The following is a 15,452-nucleotide window of genomic DNA, read 5'->3' as shown; positions in this document are numbered from 1 at the left end:
GGCATCCCGTTGTCAGAACGCTTGCGTTCTAGGACAGCGGGCGCGGGGGGGCAATCCCCGATTGGCCGCCGGGGGCGGCCAAGACGCGAGCGATGGCGGCTGACGGATCAGATATTGGGCAGGCGGTACATGCCGGCGGGCGAAAAGGCGATGGAGCTTCCGTCGGCGAGCTTGTCGGCAAAGACCTGTGCGATGGTGCCAAGGGCGGCCCGGCGCCCCAGCCGCAGCAGCGCCCCGCGTGAGGGCAGCGCCACGCCGGTGTCAGGCCGATGAAGGGCCTGTGTCCAGACCAGCGGATGCAATTCGCGCAGATGATTGGCAAGCGCCCATTCCAGCAGGGCCGTCAATTCCTTGCGGATGTCGGGTGCGATTGTCTCGTCGCGCAACGCGGCGGCAAGGCAGGCCGAGAGAAGGTTGGCCACATGTTGATCCGGGCAGCGGGACAGAACATCGCGCAAGGCATCCCCGAAAAACACCGGATCAAGCCGTGCGACGCATCCGGGATCAAGGCTCATCGCATCGAGATAAACCCACGCGTAGGCCCCGGCGCCCCAATGCGCACGGGTCAGGGCCACCATGCGCCGCGCCTCGAGGTCGAGCCCGGCATGCGATCCGCCGCATTCGGGCAGAAGCGCGCGGCCAAGGGCGCGCAGGTGGCGCGGACTGGCCTGATCAAGCCGCACGAGCGCCTCGTATTTGTCCGCCACTTGCCGTTCCGTGACCATCTGACCGGCGAGAAGCGCACATTGCGCGGCGGCAAGCGAGGGCGCGCCAAGGGTTTTGGCGCAGAAGGGGGCCAGCAACTCGGAGGCGCGAGTGAAATGATGGTGGCTCTGACGGGCGCGGTCGGGCGTGTCGCCAAGGGCGCGTGACCGTGGCGCGGCCTGCCATGCGAGGCCCACATCCATATGCGCCAGCGCGACGATCAACGCGCAGGGATAGGCGTCGGGGCCGTCTGCGGTTTCGGCCGCTTCGGTGGCGTTCTCTTCCAGCGCCGCAAGACCGTCTTGGACAGGTGGTTTGCCATCGTGCAGCGCATCCTCGGCGGCGGCGACCACATCGCCGCGAGCGCCGTAAGCCAGAAGCATCGCTGCCGTTTCCCCCCCGGGCGTGCCCGTGCGCGCGGCGTCGGCCTGTGCGATTTCACGGGCGAGGGTTGACCAGTCTTCCTGTCGTGCGAGTTTCTGACCCCGATCCTGAAATGCCGCGCGGGCAAGTTCTTCGTCGGTGACGGGCAGCGATGGCAGGATGATCCGCTTGGACATACGGTCGAGTTCGGCGCGCGACAGCGTGTCGGGCGCGCGGCGGAACAGACGGGTGGACAAGGCGGTCTGGAGGCGGGCGAAAAGCAACATAAACAGAGATTCCGGCAACATGAGAACTAGTCTTATGAAGTGCCCGTCCAATTGGGCCAAAACATGACCCGCCTCGGGAGATTGCGTGAAGCGGGCGGGTTATCGCCGAGGCGCGATTGCAGGCCAATATTGCCATGGCGGCGTTTTCGGAGGATCATCACGTCATGATCCGGCTGCCATTTCTTGTCCTATCTCTCTGTTTCGGCCTTGGCCTTGGTCCGTCTGTGGCGTTGGCCGAAGGCGCAGGAACAGTTGCCGTTCAGACACTTGCGCAAGTGCGACCGGTCGCCCGGACCGAACCCTTGCCACCCATGCGGTGGGAGATGCGCGGGGAATCGGACATCTGGACACGCAGCGCGCTGGCCGCGCTCAGAGCCCATGGCACGCCGCTGACCCGGACGGTGCCGCACGACATCAAGGGTTGGTGCCCGGCCTATGAACGGGCCGGTGCCAAGGGGCGTCGCGCCTTCTGGGTTGGCCTTTTGTCGGCGCTGGCCAAGCATGAAAGCACCTATCGCCCCGATGCCGTGGGCGGCGGGGGGCGGTGGTACGGTCTTTTGCAGATATTGCCGGCGACGGCGCGGGGATATGGCTGTGCGGCGCGCACGGGGCGCGCGCTCAAGGACGGGTCGGCGAACCTTGCTTGTGCGATTCGCATCATGGCCACGACAGTGCCGCGCGATCAGGCGATCGCGGTGCATCGCGGGCGCTGGCGCGGGGTGGCGGCGGATTGGGGTCCGATGACATCCTCCACCAAGCGGCGGGACATGTCGGCATGGCTTCGCAAACAGCCCTACTGCACCGCCCCGAGCAGGCGACCGCAGGCGCGCCCGGCAAATCTGGAAGCGCCGCGTCGCCCCGTCGCGCGGCCGGTTCAGATCGTGAGTGCCGAAGACTGAGCGGCGTGCTCAGGCGCCGAGGATGCGTGTCACCATCTCGGTCGTGTCGCGGCTCAGGCCGGGGAGGGCGAGGATACGCTCAAGCTCGGTTCGGATCATTGCCTGACGGTCGCCATCAAACCGTTTCCATGTTTCGAAGGCCGTACACATCCGCGCCGTGGTCTGCGGGTTGAGGGGATCAAGCTGCATGAGCCAGTCGGCCAGAAGCCTGTAACCCGCCCCGTCGGCGCGGTGAAAACCCGCCGGAGACATGCTTAGTGCGCCAAGCGTGGCGCGAAAACGGTTGGGGTTTTTCAGCGTGAAATCGGGATGCCGTGTCAGTGTTTCGGCCACATCCGCGGTCTCGGACGGGTCGGCATTCAGGATTTGCAGGCTGAACCATTTGTCGATCACCAGCCGGTCATGATGCCACTGATCATAGAAGGCGGATATCGCGTGATCGCCGCGCCCGCCGCGGATCAGGTTGCCAAGCGCGGCAAGCTGCTGGGTCATGTTGTCGGCGCTGTCATACTGCGCTTGCGCCTGTCGACCGCCATCAAGGCGGGTGATCATGTCAAGCGCCGCGTTGGCCAGCGCACGCGCGCCCGATTGCGCGGCATCGGGGGCATAAGGCCCGGTCACCTGATACTTTGCATATAGGCGCGTGGTGGTGTCCTGCATCGCCTCGGCGCGGGCGTGGCGCAGGGTTTCCAGCGCCTCCCAGATCGCGAGGGGATCGGGCGTGTGCCCGCCCTCGAAAAGCGTTTGGGCCAAATCTTCTTGCGATGGCAGGCCGAGGGCCAGCGCGCGAAATGCCGGGTCAAGCGTGTCGTCGCGGGCCATGGTGGCGATGGCATCGAGATAAAGATCGTCGGGCGCCGCGCCATCGCGGATCATCGCCACAAGCCCGTCACGGGCAAGGGCGCGGCCCGATTCCCACTTGTTGAACGTGTCGGTGTCATGGGCCAGAAGAAAGGCACGCTCGGCATTCGTGGCCTCGCGGGTGACGATGACGGGCGCGGAGAAGCCGCGCAGGATCGAGGGCACAGGACGCGCAGAAAGACCTTCGAAGGTAAAGCTCTGCTCGGCCTCGGTCATCTCGAGGATGGTCGTCTCGTGTATTTCCGTCCCGCTTTGATCAAGCAGGCCAAGGGCGATGGGAATCACCCGTGGCGGTTTGCTGTCCTGCCCGGGAGTTGGAGGCGTTTCCTGTTTGAAGTTAATGGTATACGTGCCAGTGTTAAAGTCATCCGAGACATGCAGGCGGGGTGTGCCTGCGTCCTCGTACCAGCGTTTGAATTGCGTCAGGTCGCGCCCGGTCACGTCCTCGAAGACCCTGAGCCAATCTTCGATCGTAGCAGCGTCGCCATCATGGCGGGTGAAGTAAAGGTCGAGCGCCTTGTCATAGGCCGCGTCCCCGACCAAGGTCTTGAGCATCCCGATCAGTTCGGCGCCCTTTTCATAGACGGTGGCGGTGTAGAAGTTGTTGATCTCGACAAAGGAATGGGGCCGCACGGGATGCGCCAGCGGGCCGTTATCTTCGCGGAACTGGCGGGCGCGGAGGGCGATCACGTCCTCGATCCGCTTGACCGGGGCCGACCGCATGTCAGAGGTGAACTGTGCATCGCGAAAGACCGTGAGCCCTTCCTTGAGGCATAGTTGAAACCAGTCGCGGCAGGTGATGCGGTTGCCGGTCCAGTTGTGGAAATACTCATGCGCGATGATCGCCTCGATACGTTCGAAGTTGGCGTCGGTCGATGTCTCGGGTGAGGCGAGAACGCAGCTTGAGTTGAAAATGTTCAAGCCCTTATTCTCCATCGCGCCCATATTGAAGTCATCCACGGCCACAATGTTGAATATGTCCAAGTCATATTCGCGACCGTAAACCTCTTCGTCCCATGTCATCGACCGTTTGAGCGCCTCCATTCCGAAGGCGCACTTGTCTTCGTCGCCGGGGCGGACCCAGATGTTCAGGGCCACATCCCTGCCGGAGCGTGTGGTGAAGCTGTCGGGATGGGCCAGCAGATCACCAGCCACGAGGGCAAAGAGATAGGCGGGTTTGGGCCATGGATCGTGCCATTCGGCCCAGCCTTCGCCGCTATCGCCGGGGTTGCCGTTCGACAGCATCACCGGTTCCTCGCCTTCGATGCGGACGGTGAAGACCGACATCACGTCGGGGCGGTCGGGATAATAAGTGATCTTGCGGAAACCTTCGGCCTCGCACTGGGTGCAATACATCCCGTTCGAGCGGTAAAGCCCTTCGAGCGCGGTGTTCGATGCGGGGTCAATCTCGACCTCGGCCTCCCAGAGGAAGGGGGCGTCGGGCACCTCGCAAATGAGGCCCGTTGGGGTGATCTCTGGCGATACCTCCTTGCCGTCTATGCGCGCCGAGATCAGCGTCAACCCCTCACCATCAAGGTGAAAGGGGCGGGCCGGGGCCTTGGGATCGGGGCGAAAGGCGATCCGGCTCAGAACGCGGGTGGCCGACGGGGCCAGCCGAAACGTCAGGTGCACGCTGTCCACCAGATGCGTGAAGGGCTGATAGTCCTTGAGATAGATCGTGGCGGGCTGCGCGTCCTTCATCGGTGTCTTCCTCGGGTATGGAACAAAACGGGTGCGCGGACGTTACGCCTCCAAGGCCGGGGTCGCAATGCCCCGGAAGACGCATGGGACAAGATAACTGGAGGTATGACGATGTCAGCACCTGACACGAACATCAAAAAACAGGAAAAACGGCACAAGGGGCCGCTGGCCGGGATGGTCGCGGTTGTTATTTTCGCGGGCGTTCTGCTGATCGGCTTGGTGGCTTATCTGATCTATCAGGGCAATGAACCGCGGGATGCGGAAGAGGCGGATATTCCAGCGCCGGTTGTTGATGAGGTCACCGAATAAAGCACGCCGCATGACCGCAAAGCATGGCGTGACGCCAGAAGGCGCCGGATAGATATGTCTGGCGCCTTTGTTTTTTGCCTATGACGGCTGAGTGGCTGCGTTTTGAAGCTGGGAGTCTTGGTGTATCGGTCGTGAAGTGCGCCAGCGCACAAGGTGATCGCGGCGCATAGAGGTTTTCAGTCCAATCATGGAGTTGTAAGAAAGGCCGAGACGCCACTATGGAGAGGCCCCCAATGACCGCGCAACGCCCTGTCATCGGCATCATCGGCAATCACTATGTCATCGACGACCGCTATCCGGTGCATGCCGGGGGCACGATGAATTCGGCGGCGGTGGCCGAAGCGGCGGGATGTATGCCGTTGCTGGTGCCGACCGACCCTGCCTATGTGACGGTGGCCGAACTGATGGCGCGCTGCGACGGATTCCTGCTGACTGGGGGGCGACCCAATGTGCATCCAAGCGAATACGGTGAGGAGCCCACCGAGGCCCATGGTGCCTTTGATCAGGCCCGCGATGCGATCACCCTGCCGCTGGTGCGGGCCTGTGTCGAAACCGGTCAGCCGGTGCTGGGCCTGTGCCGCGGCTTTCAGGAGATGAACGTTGCCATGGGCGGAAGCCTGCATCCCGAGATCCGCGATCTTCCGGGGCGCGACAATCACCGGATGCCCCCCGATGGCACGTTGGAGGAGCAGTTCGCCCTGCGCCACGTCGTGACCTTTACCGAGGGCGGGGTGTTTCACCGGCTGATGGGCGCACGCGAGGTGATGACCAACACGCTGCACGGGCAGGGGATCGTGCGTGTGGGGCGACGGGTGATCATCGACGGCCATGCCCCGGACGGCACGCCCGAGGCGATCTATATTGAGGGAGCCAAGGGGTTCGCCATGGGGGTTCAATGGCATCCCGAGTGGAATGCAGCCAATGACCCGGTGTCGCGACCGCTTTTTCAAACCTTCGGGGACGCGGCACGCGCCTTCGCGCAGGAGACGGGCCGGATGTCCGGTGAGGCCCCCCGCAGAAGCGCCTGATCCGCGTCTTAAGGTCAGGCGCTGAGCGGAAGGGCGGCTGCGCCACCGGAAAGCTGTGTCGCCGCCATCGGCATGTCCTGCAACAGAAGCCGCGCCTCGTGCCGCTTAAGGCAATGACGCGCAGTCTGGCCGTGGGCGCCGGCATTGCTGCGCAATTCGGGAAAGAGGGCGAACATTTCCTCGCGTGCGGCATCCGAGATCGCGGTCAGGCCGCTGGCGCCTGCGTGAAAGCTTTCGGTGGCGGCGCCTTCGGCATAGATAACCTCGTGCTGATCGAGCATGAGGTGCAGATAGGTGACGGCATTGCAGGGCTCGGCGCGCACGGTGTGCCCGTCCTCGAGATGCGCCGCGCCTACCAGCACTTCGTCGCTGCCGAAAAGAAGTTCGGCGCGGTAGCCTTCAAAGAGGATGCGGTGTTGCGGTGAGACGAGGAGCGCGCGGCGTGCGCCCGGCATCACCGATGGGTCGATGCGGATCGGCGCAAAGCGACCTTCGCCGCGCACCGTGCTGTTCCCGATCCAGCGCAGCAGCTGCACGCCATGATCACGGGTCACGATGCCATCGCCGGGGCGCAGTGTTTCGATCGGGCGTTCGCCGCGATCGGTCAGGATGCACGTGCCGGGGGTGAAGCAGATGATGTTCTCGATTTCGTTGAAGGTCACCACCGTGCCGTCGGCCATGGTGAAATTGCCCGAAAGCCCGCCTGCAGTGTCATCGGTGTTGGTGAAGGTGATATCGTCGCGGCCGATATCGGGGGTCAGCAGCAGCGTGTCGCCATCCGTTTCATCGCCTTCGCCGCCGGTGATGGTGATGGTGCCGTCGCCGGTTTCCGTCTGCGGGCCGAGGATGAACAGGTCATCACCGTCGCCGCCAAAGAGGGTGTCGTTTTCGCCTGTGGTCAGGGTGTCGTTGCCGCCGCCGCCAAAAATCAGGTCGGCGTCCGCGCCGCCGTCAAGGACATCGTCGCCCGCGGCGGTCTCGGCCCCGAGGATAAGGGGGCTTTCGTCGAGGCTCGTCTCGACACCACCCGGCGGGGTGATTGTGCCCGACAGAACTTCGCCGCCAGCGTTTTCCCAGACCCGGACTTCGATCGTATAGGTCTCGTTCGCGCCCAGATCCACCTCGCCCCAGCGGGTTGTGGGGGCTTGGTGAAAGTCGTTGTCGAGGAACGGACCATCATTGCCGGTCTGGTTGGTGAAGTTGACCGGGTTGCCCTGCGAATCGAGGATGCGGATGGTCGAGCCGTCGTCGGACGTGGTGGTGAAGCGATAGGTGCCAGCCTCAGGCGCATAAAGCGTCGAGGTGAAGATGACGCCGAAATCGTCGGGGTCGGCATCGCCTGTGGCGGCCTGCCCGAGCGCGTCGATATCGAGCGTGTCCTGCGTGCCGCTGCCTGCGAGCGTGCCGTCCTCGATGGTGAAGGCCTGCCCGTTGCCGGAGCCGAAATTCTGGGTGTAGACCTCGTAGGACCAGCGCGCGTCGCCGCCATCGCCAATGAGCATGTCATCGCCCGTTCCGCCCTGAAGCGTGTCGTTATCCGCGCCCCCGCTGAGCGTGTCGGTTCCGGCGTTGCCGGTCAGATCGTCATTGCCCGCACCGCCGTCAAGTTCGTCCGCGCCCGCACCGCCGCGCAGCGTGTCGTTGCCTGCCTCTCCGGCGATGGTGTCGTTGCCGCCCTGGCCGCGCAGATCGTCATCGCCGGGGCCGCCGAAAATCAGGTCGTCGCCGCCTTGACCCAGAACCGTGTCATTGCCGAGACCCGCGAAAACCGTGTCGTTGCCTGCCCCTGCCTCGACCGAATCGTCATTGTCCCCCGTGAGGTTGTCACCGGCGTCGATCCGGTCCCCCTCGGGGTCGTCTTCGTAGTCGATGTCGATAAGGTCGGCGCCGCCGGTGCCTTCGACGATGTAATCCGGGACCGGCTCAAGCGCGAGATTGTCCAGCGCGATACCCGTCAGGTTGAGCGCGCCGGGATCGCTTGAGGTGGCGATGCTGAAATCGCTGGTGTTCTCGGTTGCGGTGAATGTGAAGCTGGCGGTTTGCCAATAGGGCGCGGTCTGACCGGTGCTGTCGATCGGGATGGTCAGGGTTTGCGAGCCGATGGTGACGGTCAGATCGGTCGCGCCGGGCTGATTGGTGGAGCCATCCGTGTCGTTGACATAAAAATCGAAGCTGAACGTATAGGAGACCCCGGTTTGCACGGGGGTATTGAGCGTGGTCGAAAACCCTTCGTTGAAGGAGCTGTTGGAAAAAATCGAGACATATCCGCCGCCATCCGCCGCGTCGAGATCGGATGGCATCCAGCCGAAGTTCGCCCATTCGAAGTTGCCATCGGTCTGAAGATCCGGCGAACCGGAGGTCGCGGTCCACCCGGCGGGCGTTTGCGACGAGTTGGTGGCCGTGTTGGTTTCAAAGACACCGTTTGAGATATAGTTTGGCATCGGACCTGCGCCTCTATTGTTTCGCGATTGGATACAGACTGTGTGCGGCGCAAAGGCGGAGCGATTTTGGCAAAGTTGAGGCAAATTGAAAAAAAGCGGATGGGGTGCGGTGTCGCGTCAAGGTAGCTTTGCCGGACCGTCGGGGCGGCGCGAACCTTGGTCCGTATCATCGGTGACGTCCCCGCAAGACGCCGTTCCGCCGATCGGGTTTAAGAGACGGTTTGCGCACTTGGAAGGCGATGACGCGGCGTTGGCGCCCGGACTGGGGCAAATCACCATCTCGCATGCGCGGAATTTATGTGGAATAACGGCGCTAGATCGCCGAAAAACGTCGCTATGGGCGTTTCGGCCCAAAAAATAGAAGCGAGGGGGACCAACTGGTGAAGATCGGAACACCGAAAGAGGTGCTTGAGGGCGAAAACCGGGTCGCGATGACACCGGATTCGGCGCGGGCGTTGCAGAAACTGGGCCATGAATGTGCCATAGAAGCCGGCGCGGGTGTGGGCGCCGGGTTCTCGGACGCGGATTACAAGGAGGCCGGTGTCGAGATTATCAAGACCGCCGCGGCCTTGTGGAAATCCAGCGACGTCGTCGCCAAGGTCAGGGTTCCGACCGACACCGAGGTCAAGCGGCTCAGGAAGGGGCAGACGCTGATCTCGTTCTTTAATCCGGCGGGCAATGACGACCAGATGGCAACCGCCGCCGACAAGCGCGCGACCGTGATCGCCATGGAGATGGTGCCGCGCATCAGCCGGGCACAGAAGATGGACGCGCTGTCGTCGATGGCCAATATCGCGGGCTATCGCGCCGTGGTCGAGGCGGCGAGCAATTTTCCGCGTCTGATGACCGGTCAGGTGACGGCGGCAGGCAAGGTGCCGCCTGCCAAGGTGCTCGTGGTCGGGGCCGGTGTGGCCGGGCTGGCCGCGATCGGCACGTCAACGAGCCTTGGTGCGATCACCTTTGCCTTCGACGTGCGCCCCGAAGTGGCCGAACAGATCGAGAGCATGGGCGCCGAGTTCGTGTTCCTTGAGTTCGATGAGGAAACCCAGGACGGGGCCGCGACCGGAGGCTATGCCGCCCCCTCGAGCCCCGAGTTCCGCGAGGCGCAGCTTGCCAAGTTCCGCGAACTGGCGCCCGAGATGGACATCGTGATCACCACCGCCCTTATTCCCGGACGCGATGCGCCGGTGCTCTGGACCGCCGACATGGTCGAGAAAATGAAGACGGGCAGCGTGATCGTGGACCTTGCCGCCGAGCGCGGAGGGAATTGCGAACTGACCGTGCCGGACGACAAGATCGTTACGAAAAACGGTGTGACCATCGTCGGGTATACCGATTTCCCGAGCCGGATGGCGACGCAATCCTCGACGCTTTATGCCAACAATATCCGCCACATGATGACCGATCTCACCCCTGAAAAGGACGGGGTGATCGTGCATGACATGGAAGATGACGTGATCCGTGGCGCCACCGTCACTCATGATGGCGAGGTGACCTTTCCGCCACCGCCGCCAAAGGTTCAGGCGATTGCGGCGGCCCCCAAGAAGGACGTCCCCCGCGAATTGACTGCCGATGAGCGGCGGGCACAGGAGGTTGCCGCGTTCAAGGCACAGACGAAACGGCAGGTCACGCTTCTGATTGTGGGCGCGGTGCTGCTGCTTGGGGTCGGACTGATGGCGCCGGCAAGTTTCATGCAGCATTTCATCGTTTTCGTGTTGGCGGTTTTCGTCGGGTTCCAAGTGATCTGGGGCGTGAGCCACAGCCTGCACACACCGTTGATGGCGGTCACGAACGCGATTTCGTCGATCATCATTCTGGGGGCGCTCATGCAGATCGGTTCGGGGTCGTTCCTTGTGATCGTGCTGGCCGCGCTCAGTGTTTTCATGGCCGGAATCAACATTTTCGGCGGTTTCCTTGTCACCCGGCGCATGCTCGCCATGTTCCAGAAATCCTGAGGAGGCCGACACGATGGAATACGGTTTCACAACGGCGGCCTATGTGGTCGCGGCAGTTCTCTTCATCCTGTCGCTGGGTGGCCTTTCGGGGCAGGAAAGCGCGAAACGCGCGGTCTGGTACGGGATCGCGGGCATGGCGCTGGCGGTCTTTGCGACGCTTATCGGGCCCGGATCGGGGCTTTGGCTTCTGTCGTTGCTGCTGATCGCGGGCGGTGGGGCCATTGGCTATCAATTGGCCAGTCGGGTCGGAATGACCCAGATGCCCGAGCTTGTTGCCGGCATGCACGCGCTTGTCGGTCTGGCGGCGGTTTTCGTGGGCTTCAACGCGCATTTCGAGGTCGGCAACGCCGCCGACGCGGTGGCCGCTGGCAAAGACGCCGTGGCCGAACTTGGAAGCTTCGGCGCGCTTATCGCCAAGAAGACGCAGGTCGAGATTAATATCCTGCGGGTCGAGCTTTTCCTCGGCATCTTCATCGGTGCGATCACCTTTACCGGGTCGGTCATCGCCTATGGCAAGCTGGCCGGCAAGGTGGACAGCGCCGCCAAGAAACTGCCCGGTGGGCATGTGCTCAATGCGGCGGCGGCGGCTCTCTCGCTTTTGTGTCTCGTGTGGTATTTCAACACCGGCGGGTTCGTGCCTTTGTTCCTGATGACGCTGGCCGCGCTTTTCATCGGCTATCACCTGATCAAGGGGATCGGCGGGGCGGATATGCCCGTGGTCGTTTCGATGCTCAACTCCTATTCGGGGTGGGCCGCGGCGGCGATCGGTTTCAGCCTTGGCAATGACCTGTTGATCGTGGTGGGCGCGCTTGTCGGGTCGTCCGGGGCGATCCTGAGCTATATCATGTGCAAGGCCATGAACCGGTCATTCATCAGCGTGATCCTTGGCGGCTTTGGCGGCCCGGCGGGCGAGCAGATGGCCGTGGAGGGCGAGCAAGTCGCCATCGAGGCCGATGCCGTTGCCGCCGCGCTTAACGAAGCATCAAGCGTGATCATCGTGCCGGGCTATGGCATGGCAGTGGCGCAGGCGCAGCAGGCGGTGAGCGAACTGACAAGCAAGCTGCGCGCCAAGGGCAAGGATGTGCGCTTTGCGATCCACCCTGTTGCGGGGCGTTTGCCCGGGCATATGAACGTGCTTCTGGCCGAGGCGCGGGTGCCTTATGATATCGTGCTCGAGATGGACGAGATCAACGAGGACTTCCCCGAAACCGACGTGGCCATCGTGATCGGGTCGAACGATATCGTGAACCCCGCCGCGCAGGATGACCCCAACAGTCCCATCGCCGGGATGCCGGTGCTTGAGGTGTGGAAGGCCAAGCAGGTTTTCGTGTCGAAGCGCGGGCAGGGCACGGGCTATTCCGGTATCGAAAATCCGCTTTTCTACAAGGAGAATACGCGGATGTTCTATGGCGACGCGAAAGACAGTGTCGGCAAGCTACTGCCGATGATCGACTGAGGCGGTGCCCGTTCCCTGTGGGGGACGGGCGGCGCGGCCTTCGGAACCTGCCCAGACGCTGTAAACCGCCGCCGCGGTATACGAATGTATTCCTTTAAGTCATGGAAATGACGGGGTAATCGGGCGGCGAAGGAGACACCGATGCCGCCCATCGAAGATCATCCACTGCGCTATCAGCTTACCAATGAGCTGCACGCGCGCCCGTTTCCCGCGCTCAAGGCGCCGACCACGGCGGTGTTTCTGGCGATCAAGCGCGAGGAAAAAGCCGCTGCGCGTGACCGGGCGGCCGATCTGGCGCATCTGACCGCGCTTCTGGACCGGCATGGCGCGCCGCACCCTCAGCCGGGCGCCACGCATTACATGGGACGGATCGGGCGTGACCGGCTCAAATGGGAGAGCCATACCGAGTTCGTCACCTATACCATCTTTCGCAGCGGGGTGAGTGCGCGGCCTTTCGACCCCGCCGATTTCGAAGTGTTCCCCGAGGATTGGCTGCGCGACGCGCCGGGGGTGCGTATCGCCTCGGCGTTGATCCGGGTGGACCCGTGGACCGACACCGAGGTGGCGCGCGCCGCGATCCGTGACTGGTTCGTGCCCGAAAGCGTGGCGGTGGCGCGGGTTCTTGACGATGCCGCGATCGTGGCGACGGATTTCTGCATTGACGCCGCCGGGCATCAGCGCATGTCGGTCATGATCGCGCCCGAAACTGGGCCCAACCGGGTGGGCCGCATCGTCACGCGACTGTGTGAAATCGAGATATACAAAAGCCTGTCGATGCTGGGATTTTCCCGTGCGCGGGAAATGAGCGGGCGGATGGGCGAGTTGGATCAACGGCTAAGCCGGATGATCGAGGCGATGACAGGCGGCACCACCGGCGCCGAGGAGACGCTGAGCGATCTTCTTGATGTGTCGGCCGAACTTGAGGCGCTGGTGGCGCGCTCGTCCTTCCGCTTCGGGGCGACGGCGGCCTATGAGACCATCGTGGATCAGCGCATCGAGGTGTTGCGTGAGGTGCGGTTCGAGGGGCGGCAGACCCTGTCGGAATTCATGATGCGGCGCTATGAGCCCGCGATGCGCACGGTGCGCGCCACGCAGGCCCGGCTTAACGCGATGGCGGATCGGGCGCGGCGGGCGGGCGAATTGCTTCGAACGCGTGTCGATGTCGAACGCAGTGCGCAGAATCAGGCGCTGCTGGAAAGCATGGACCGTCGGGCGGACCTGCAATTGCGGCTGCAAAAAACGGTCGAGGGTCTGAGCGTCGTGGCGATCAGCTATTACGCGGTGTCGCTTGCGGGGTATCTCCTGCTGCCGCTGGCCAAGGGTGTTGGGCTCGACAAGGGGATGCTGATGGCGCTGGTGACGTTGCCGGTGGTGCTCGCGGTTTGGTGGGTGATCCGGCGCATCAGGCGTTCGGTTCACTAAAGCGTTTCGCGAAAAACTTGGATCACAGATTTTCGCGAAACGCAGCGCGACATTCAGGCGTTGCACGTGTTTCGCCTTTCGCTGATGTCTCAGGTTAAAGGTGAAACACTTTAAGGCGGAGCGCTTTAGGCGGGCGCACCGCAAGCCTGTCACGCGCGGCGGTCGATCCGGTCGCGCAGCCCGTCGCCGAGATAGGTCACGAAGAGCACGGTCAGCGAAATCATGACCCCGGGCCAGATCACCCGTGCGGGGCGGTCCTGAAGGTAAGGCGCGCCATCGGCCAGCATGCGCCCCCAGCTTGCCGTGTCGGGCGGAAAGCCGAGACCGAGGAAGCTGAGCGCGCTTTCGGTGACGATGGCGCTGGCAACGCCAAGTGCGCCGGAAACCAGAATCGCCGAGGCGCAGTGCGGCAGGATGTGCCGGGTGATCACCGCGCCCCGCGTCGCGCCGCCCGCCACGGCGGCGGTGACGAAATCCCGTCTGCGCAGGCCCAGCACGAGGGCGCGCACCACCCGCGCGGTGGGCATCCAGCTTGTTGCGCCGATGCCGATGACGACAAGGGTGAAAAGCCCGGACACCTCGCCCAGCCCGCGGGTGAGCGTGTCGCGAAAAAGCATGACGGCGACAAGCAGCAACGGCAACACCGGCAGGGACAGAAAGAGGTCGGTCAGCCGCATCAGCCAACCGTCGAGCGCGCGCCACATGCCCGCCACCACCCCGATCGCAGTGCCCAGCGTCACCGAGAGTGCCATCGCCGCCAGCCCCACCGACAACGTGAGCCGGCCCCCGACGATGAGCCGGGCCAGAAGATCACGGCCAAGCTGATCGGTGCCCAGCGGATGCGCGGCACTGGGCCCTGCGTTGCGCTGCAAAAGGTCCATTGTGCCGGGTGCGTGCGGCCAGAGGAGCGGCCCCAGAGCGACGGCCAGCAGGAGCGCGGCAAAGCCCGCGCCCGCGATCCAGAGCACCGCATTGCCGCCACGTTCACTCATAGCGCACCCTTGGATCGAGCCAGCCATGGATCAGGTCTGCGAGGATGTTGAACACCACGATGAGCACGGCGAGAAGAAAGGTCACGGTGCGCACCACCGGCCAGTCCGCCGCCTGAAGTGCGGTGATGAGAAGCTGCCCGATGCCGTTCACGCGGAATATCTGTTCGGTGATGATGGCCCCGCCAAAGACCTGCGGCAGGGCAAGCGCGGCGATGGTGATCACCGGCACCAGCGCGTTGCGCGCCGCTTGCGCCGTCACCACCGTCACCTCGCGCAGGCCGCGGGCGCGGGCGGCACGCACATAGGGCGCGCCCATCTCGTCCAGCATCGCCGCGCGCAGATACCGCGCCATGAGCGCCGTGGTCTGAAGCGAGAGCACCGCGACGGGCAGCGTCATCTGCCAGACCTGCGTGAAGAAGCTGGACCAGTCGGTTACTCTGTGGGTGGTGTCATAGACCGATGGGAACCAGCCCAGCCCGACGGTGAAGACAAGAATGAGCAAAAGCCCCGAGAAGAAGGGCGGCACGGCATAGCCCAGCATGGCCACCCCGGTGCCCAAATGATCGAGCATAGAATATTGCCGGTAGGCCGACCATATCCCGATGGGAAGCGCCAGAAGCACCCCGACGAGATAGGCAAGCCCCACCACCCAGAGCGTCTGGGGCAGGCGTTCGGCCACGATCGACATCACCGGCGCGCGCGACTGCCAGCTCAGGATGCGCGGCGCGCCCTGTGCAAGGTCCGTGCCGAAAAGCGCATCGAGCGCGATGCGCGGCTCGACCCAGAGAAGCTGTTGCAGCCAAAGGGCAAAGCGCAGCGGCGCAGGCGTGCCAAGTCCAAGCGCCGCGCGCATTTCGTCGCGCACCGCGTCCGAAACCGATAGCGGCACTTGCGCCATCGGATCACCCGGGGCCAGTTCGAGAAGGGCGAAGACCACCAGCGCGATGGCCAGAAGTGTCGGCACCGCGAGCGCGAGGCGTCGGAGCGTGTATCTCAGCATCGGGCCTTGTCCGCCCGGTGCGAGGGGCGTGCG

The 15,452-nt window shown here is 63.8% G+C and carries 11 protein-coding genes; 6 read left to right on the top strand and 5 right to left on the bottom strand.

The features are described from left to right. Positions 1 to 107: 107 nt before the first annotated feature. Complete coding sequence (locus tag V8359_RS06265; RefSeq protein WP_336427880.1) at positions 108 to 1,355, bottom strand: hypothetical protein; 1,248 nt, start codon at positions 1,353 to 1,355, stop codon at positions 108 to 110. Positions 1,356 to 1,489: 134 nt separating this feature from the next. On the opposite strand from V8359_RS06265, the gene V8359_RS06260 reads away from it, so the two are divergent. Next, positions 1,490 to 2,254, top strand: coding sequence for a transglycosylase SLT domain-containing protein (locus V8359_RS06260; protein ID WP_336427879.1), 765 nt, complete (start codon positions 1,490 to 1,492; stop codon positions 2,252 to 2,254). A 9-nt stretch (positions 2,255 to 2,263) separates the two neighbouring features. Here V8359_RS06260 and pepN read toward each other — a convergent pair whose 3' ends face one another. Then, entirely contained in the window at positions 2,264 to 4,816 is a 2,553-nt protein-coding gene (gene pepN / locus V8359_RS06255) for an aminopeptidase N (protein WP_336427878.1), read from the bottom strand. A gap of 111 nt (positions 4,817 to 4,927) precedes the next feature. On the opposite strand from pepN, the gene V8359_RS06250 reads away from it, so the two are divergent. Beyond that, positions 4,928 to 5,125: a hypothetical protein gene (locus tag V8359_RS06250; RefSeq protein WP_336427877.1), complete on the top strand. Its 198-nt coding sequence runs from the start codon at positions 4,928 to 4,930 to the stop codon at positions 5,123 to 5,125. Positions 5,126 to 5,358: 233 nt separating this feature from the next. Beyond that, on the top strand, positions 5,359 to 6,153 hold the full coding sequence (locus tag V8359_RS06245; RefSeq protein WP_336427876.1) for a gamma-glutamyl-gamma-aminobutyrate hydrolase family protein: 795 nt from the start codon (positions 5,359 to 5,361) through the stop codon (positions 6,151 to 6,153). Between the two features lie 14 nt (positions 6,154 to 6,167). Here V8359_RS06245 and V8359_RS06240 read toward each other — a convergent pair whose 3' ends face one another. Then, positions 6,168 to 8,594 (bottom strand): Hint domain-containing protein, encoded by a 2,427-nt coding sequence (locus V8359_RS06240; protein WP_336427875.1) that lies wholly within the window; start codon positions 8,592 to 8,594, stop codon positions 6,168 to 6,170. A gap of 380 nt (positions 8,595 to 8,974) precedes the next feature. Here V8359_RS06240 and V8359_RS06235 point away from each other — a divergent pair, with 380 nt between their 5' ends. The 3 genes from V8359_RS06235 to V8359_RS06225 all read left to right on the top strand — a co-directional run bounded on the left by V8359_RS06235 (position 8,975) and on the right by V8359_RS06225 (position 13,427). Then, positions 8,975 to 10,549, top strand: coding sequence for a Re/Si-specific NAD(P)(+) transhydrogenase subunit alpha (locus V8359_RS06235; RefSeq protein ID WP_336427874.1), 1,575 nt, complete (start codon positions 8,975 to 8,977; stop codon positions 10,547 to 10,549). Between the two features lie 13 nt (positions 10,550 to 10,562). Then, positions 10,563 to 12,005, top strand: a complete 1,443-nt coding sequence (locus V8359_RS06230; protein WP_336427873.1) for an NAD(P)(+) transhydrogenase (Re/Si-specific) subunit beta — start codon at positions 10,563 to 10,565, stop codon at positions 12,003 to 12,005. A gap of 141 nt (positions 12,006 to 12,146) precedes the next feature. Beyond that, a complete protein-coding gene (locus V8359_RS06225; RefSeq protein ID WP_336427872.1) occupies positions 12,147 to 13,427 on the top strand; it encodes a DUF3422 family protein in 1,281 nt (426 codons plus the stop codon). A gap of 149 nt (positions 13,428 to 13,576) precedes the next feature. On the opposite strand, the gene V8359_RS06220 is transcribed toward V8359_RS06225, so the two are convergent. Continuing rightward, on the bottom strand, positions 13,577 to 14,419 hold the full coding sequence (locus V8359_RS06220; protein WP_336427870.1) for an ABC transporter permease: 843 nt from the start codon (positions 14,417 to 14,419) through the stop codon (positions 13,577 to 13,579). Continuing rightward, a complete protein-coding gene (locus V8359_RS06215; protein WP_336427869.1) occupies positions 14,412 to 15,419 on the bottom strand; it encodes an ABC transporter permease in 1,008 nt (335 codons plus the stop codon). The genes V8359_RS06220 and V8359_RS06215 overlap by 8 nt, the downstream gene beginning before the upstream one ends. Positions 15,420 to 15,452: the final 33 nt, after the last annotated feature.

Source organism: Roseovarius sp. E0-M6, assembly GCF_037083845.1.
GTDB lineage: Bacteria > Pseudomonadota > Alphaproteobacteria > Rhodobacterales > Rhodobacteraceae > Roseovarius.
The sequence above is the reverse complement of the archived record's forward strand: the minus strand, read 5'-3'. Positions and strand labels throughout refer to the sequence as shown.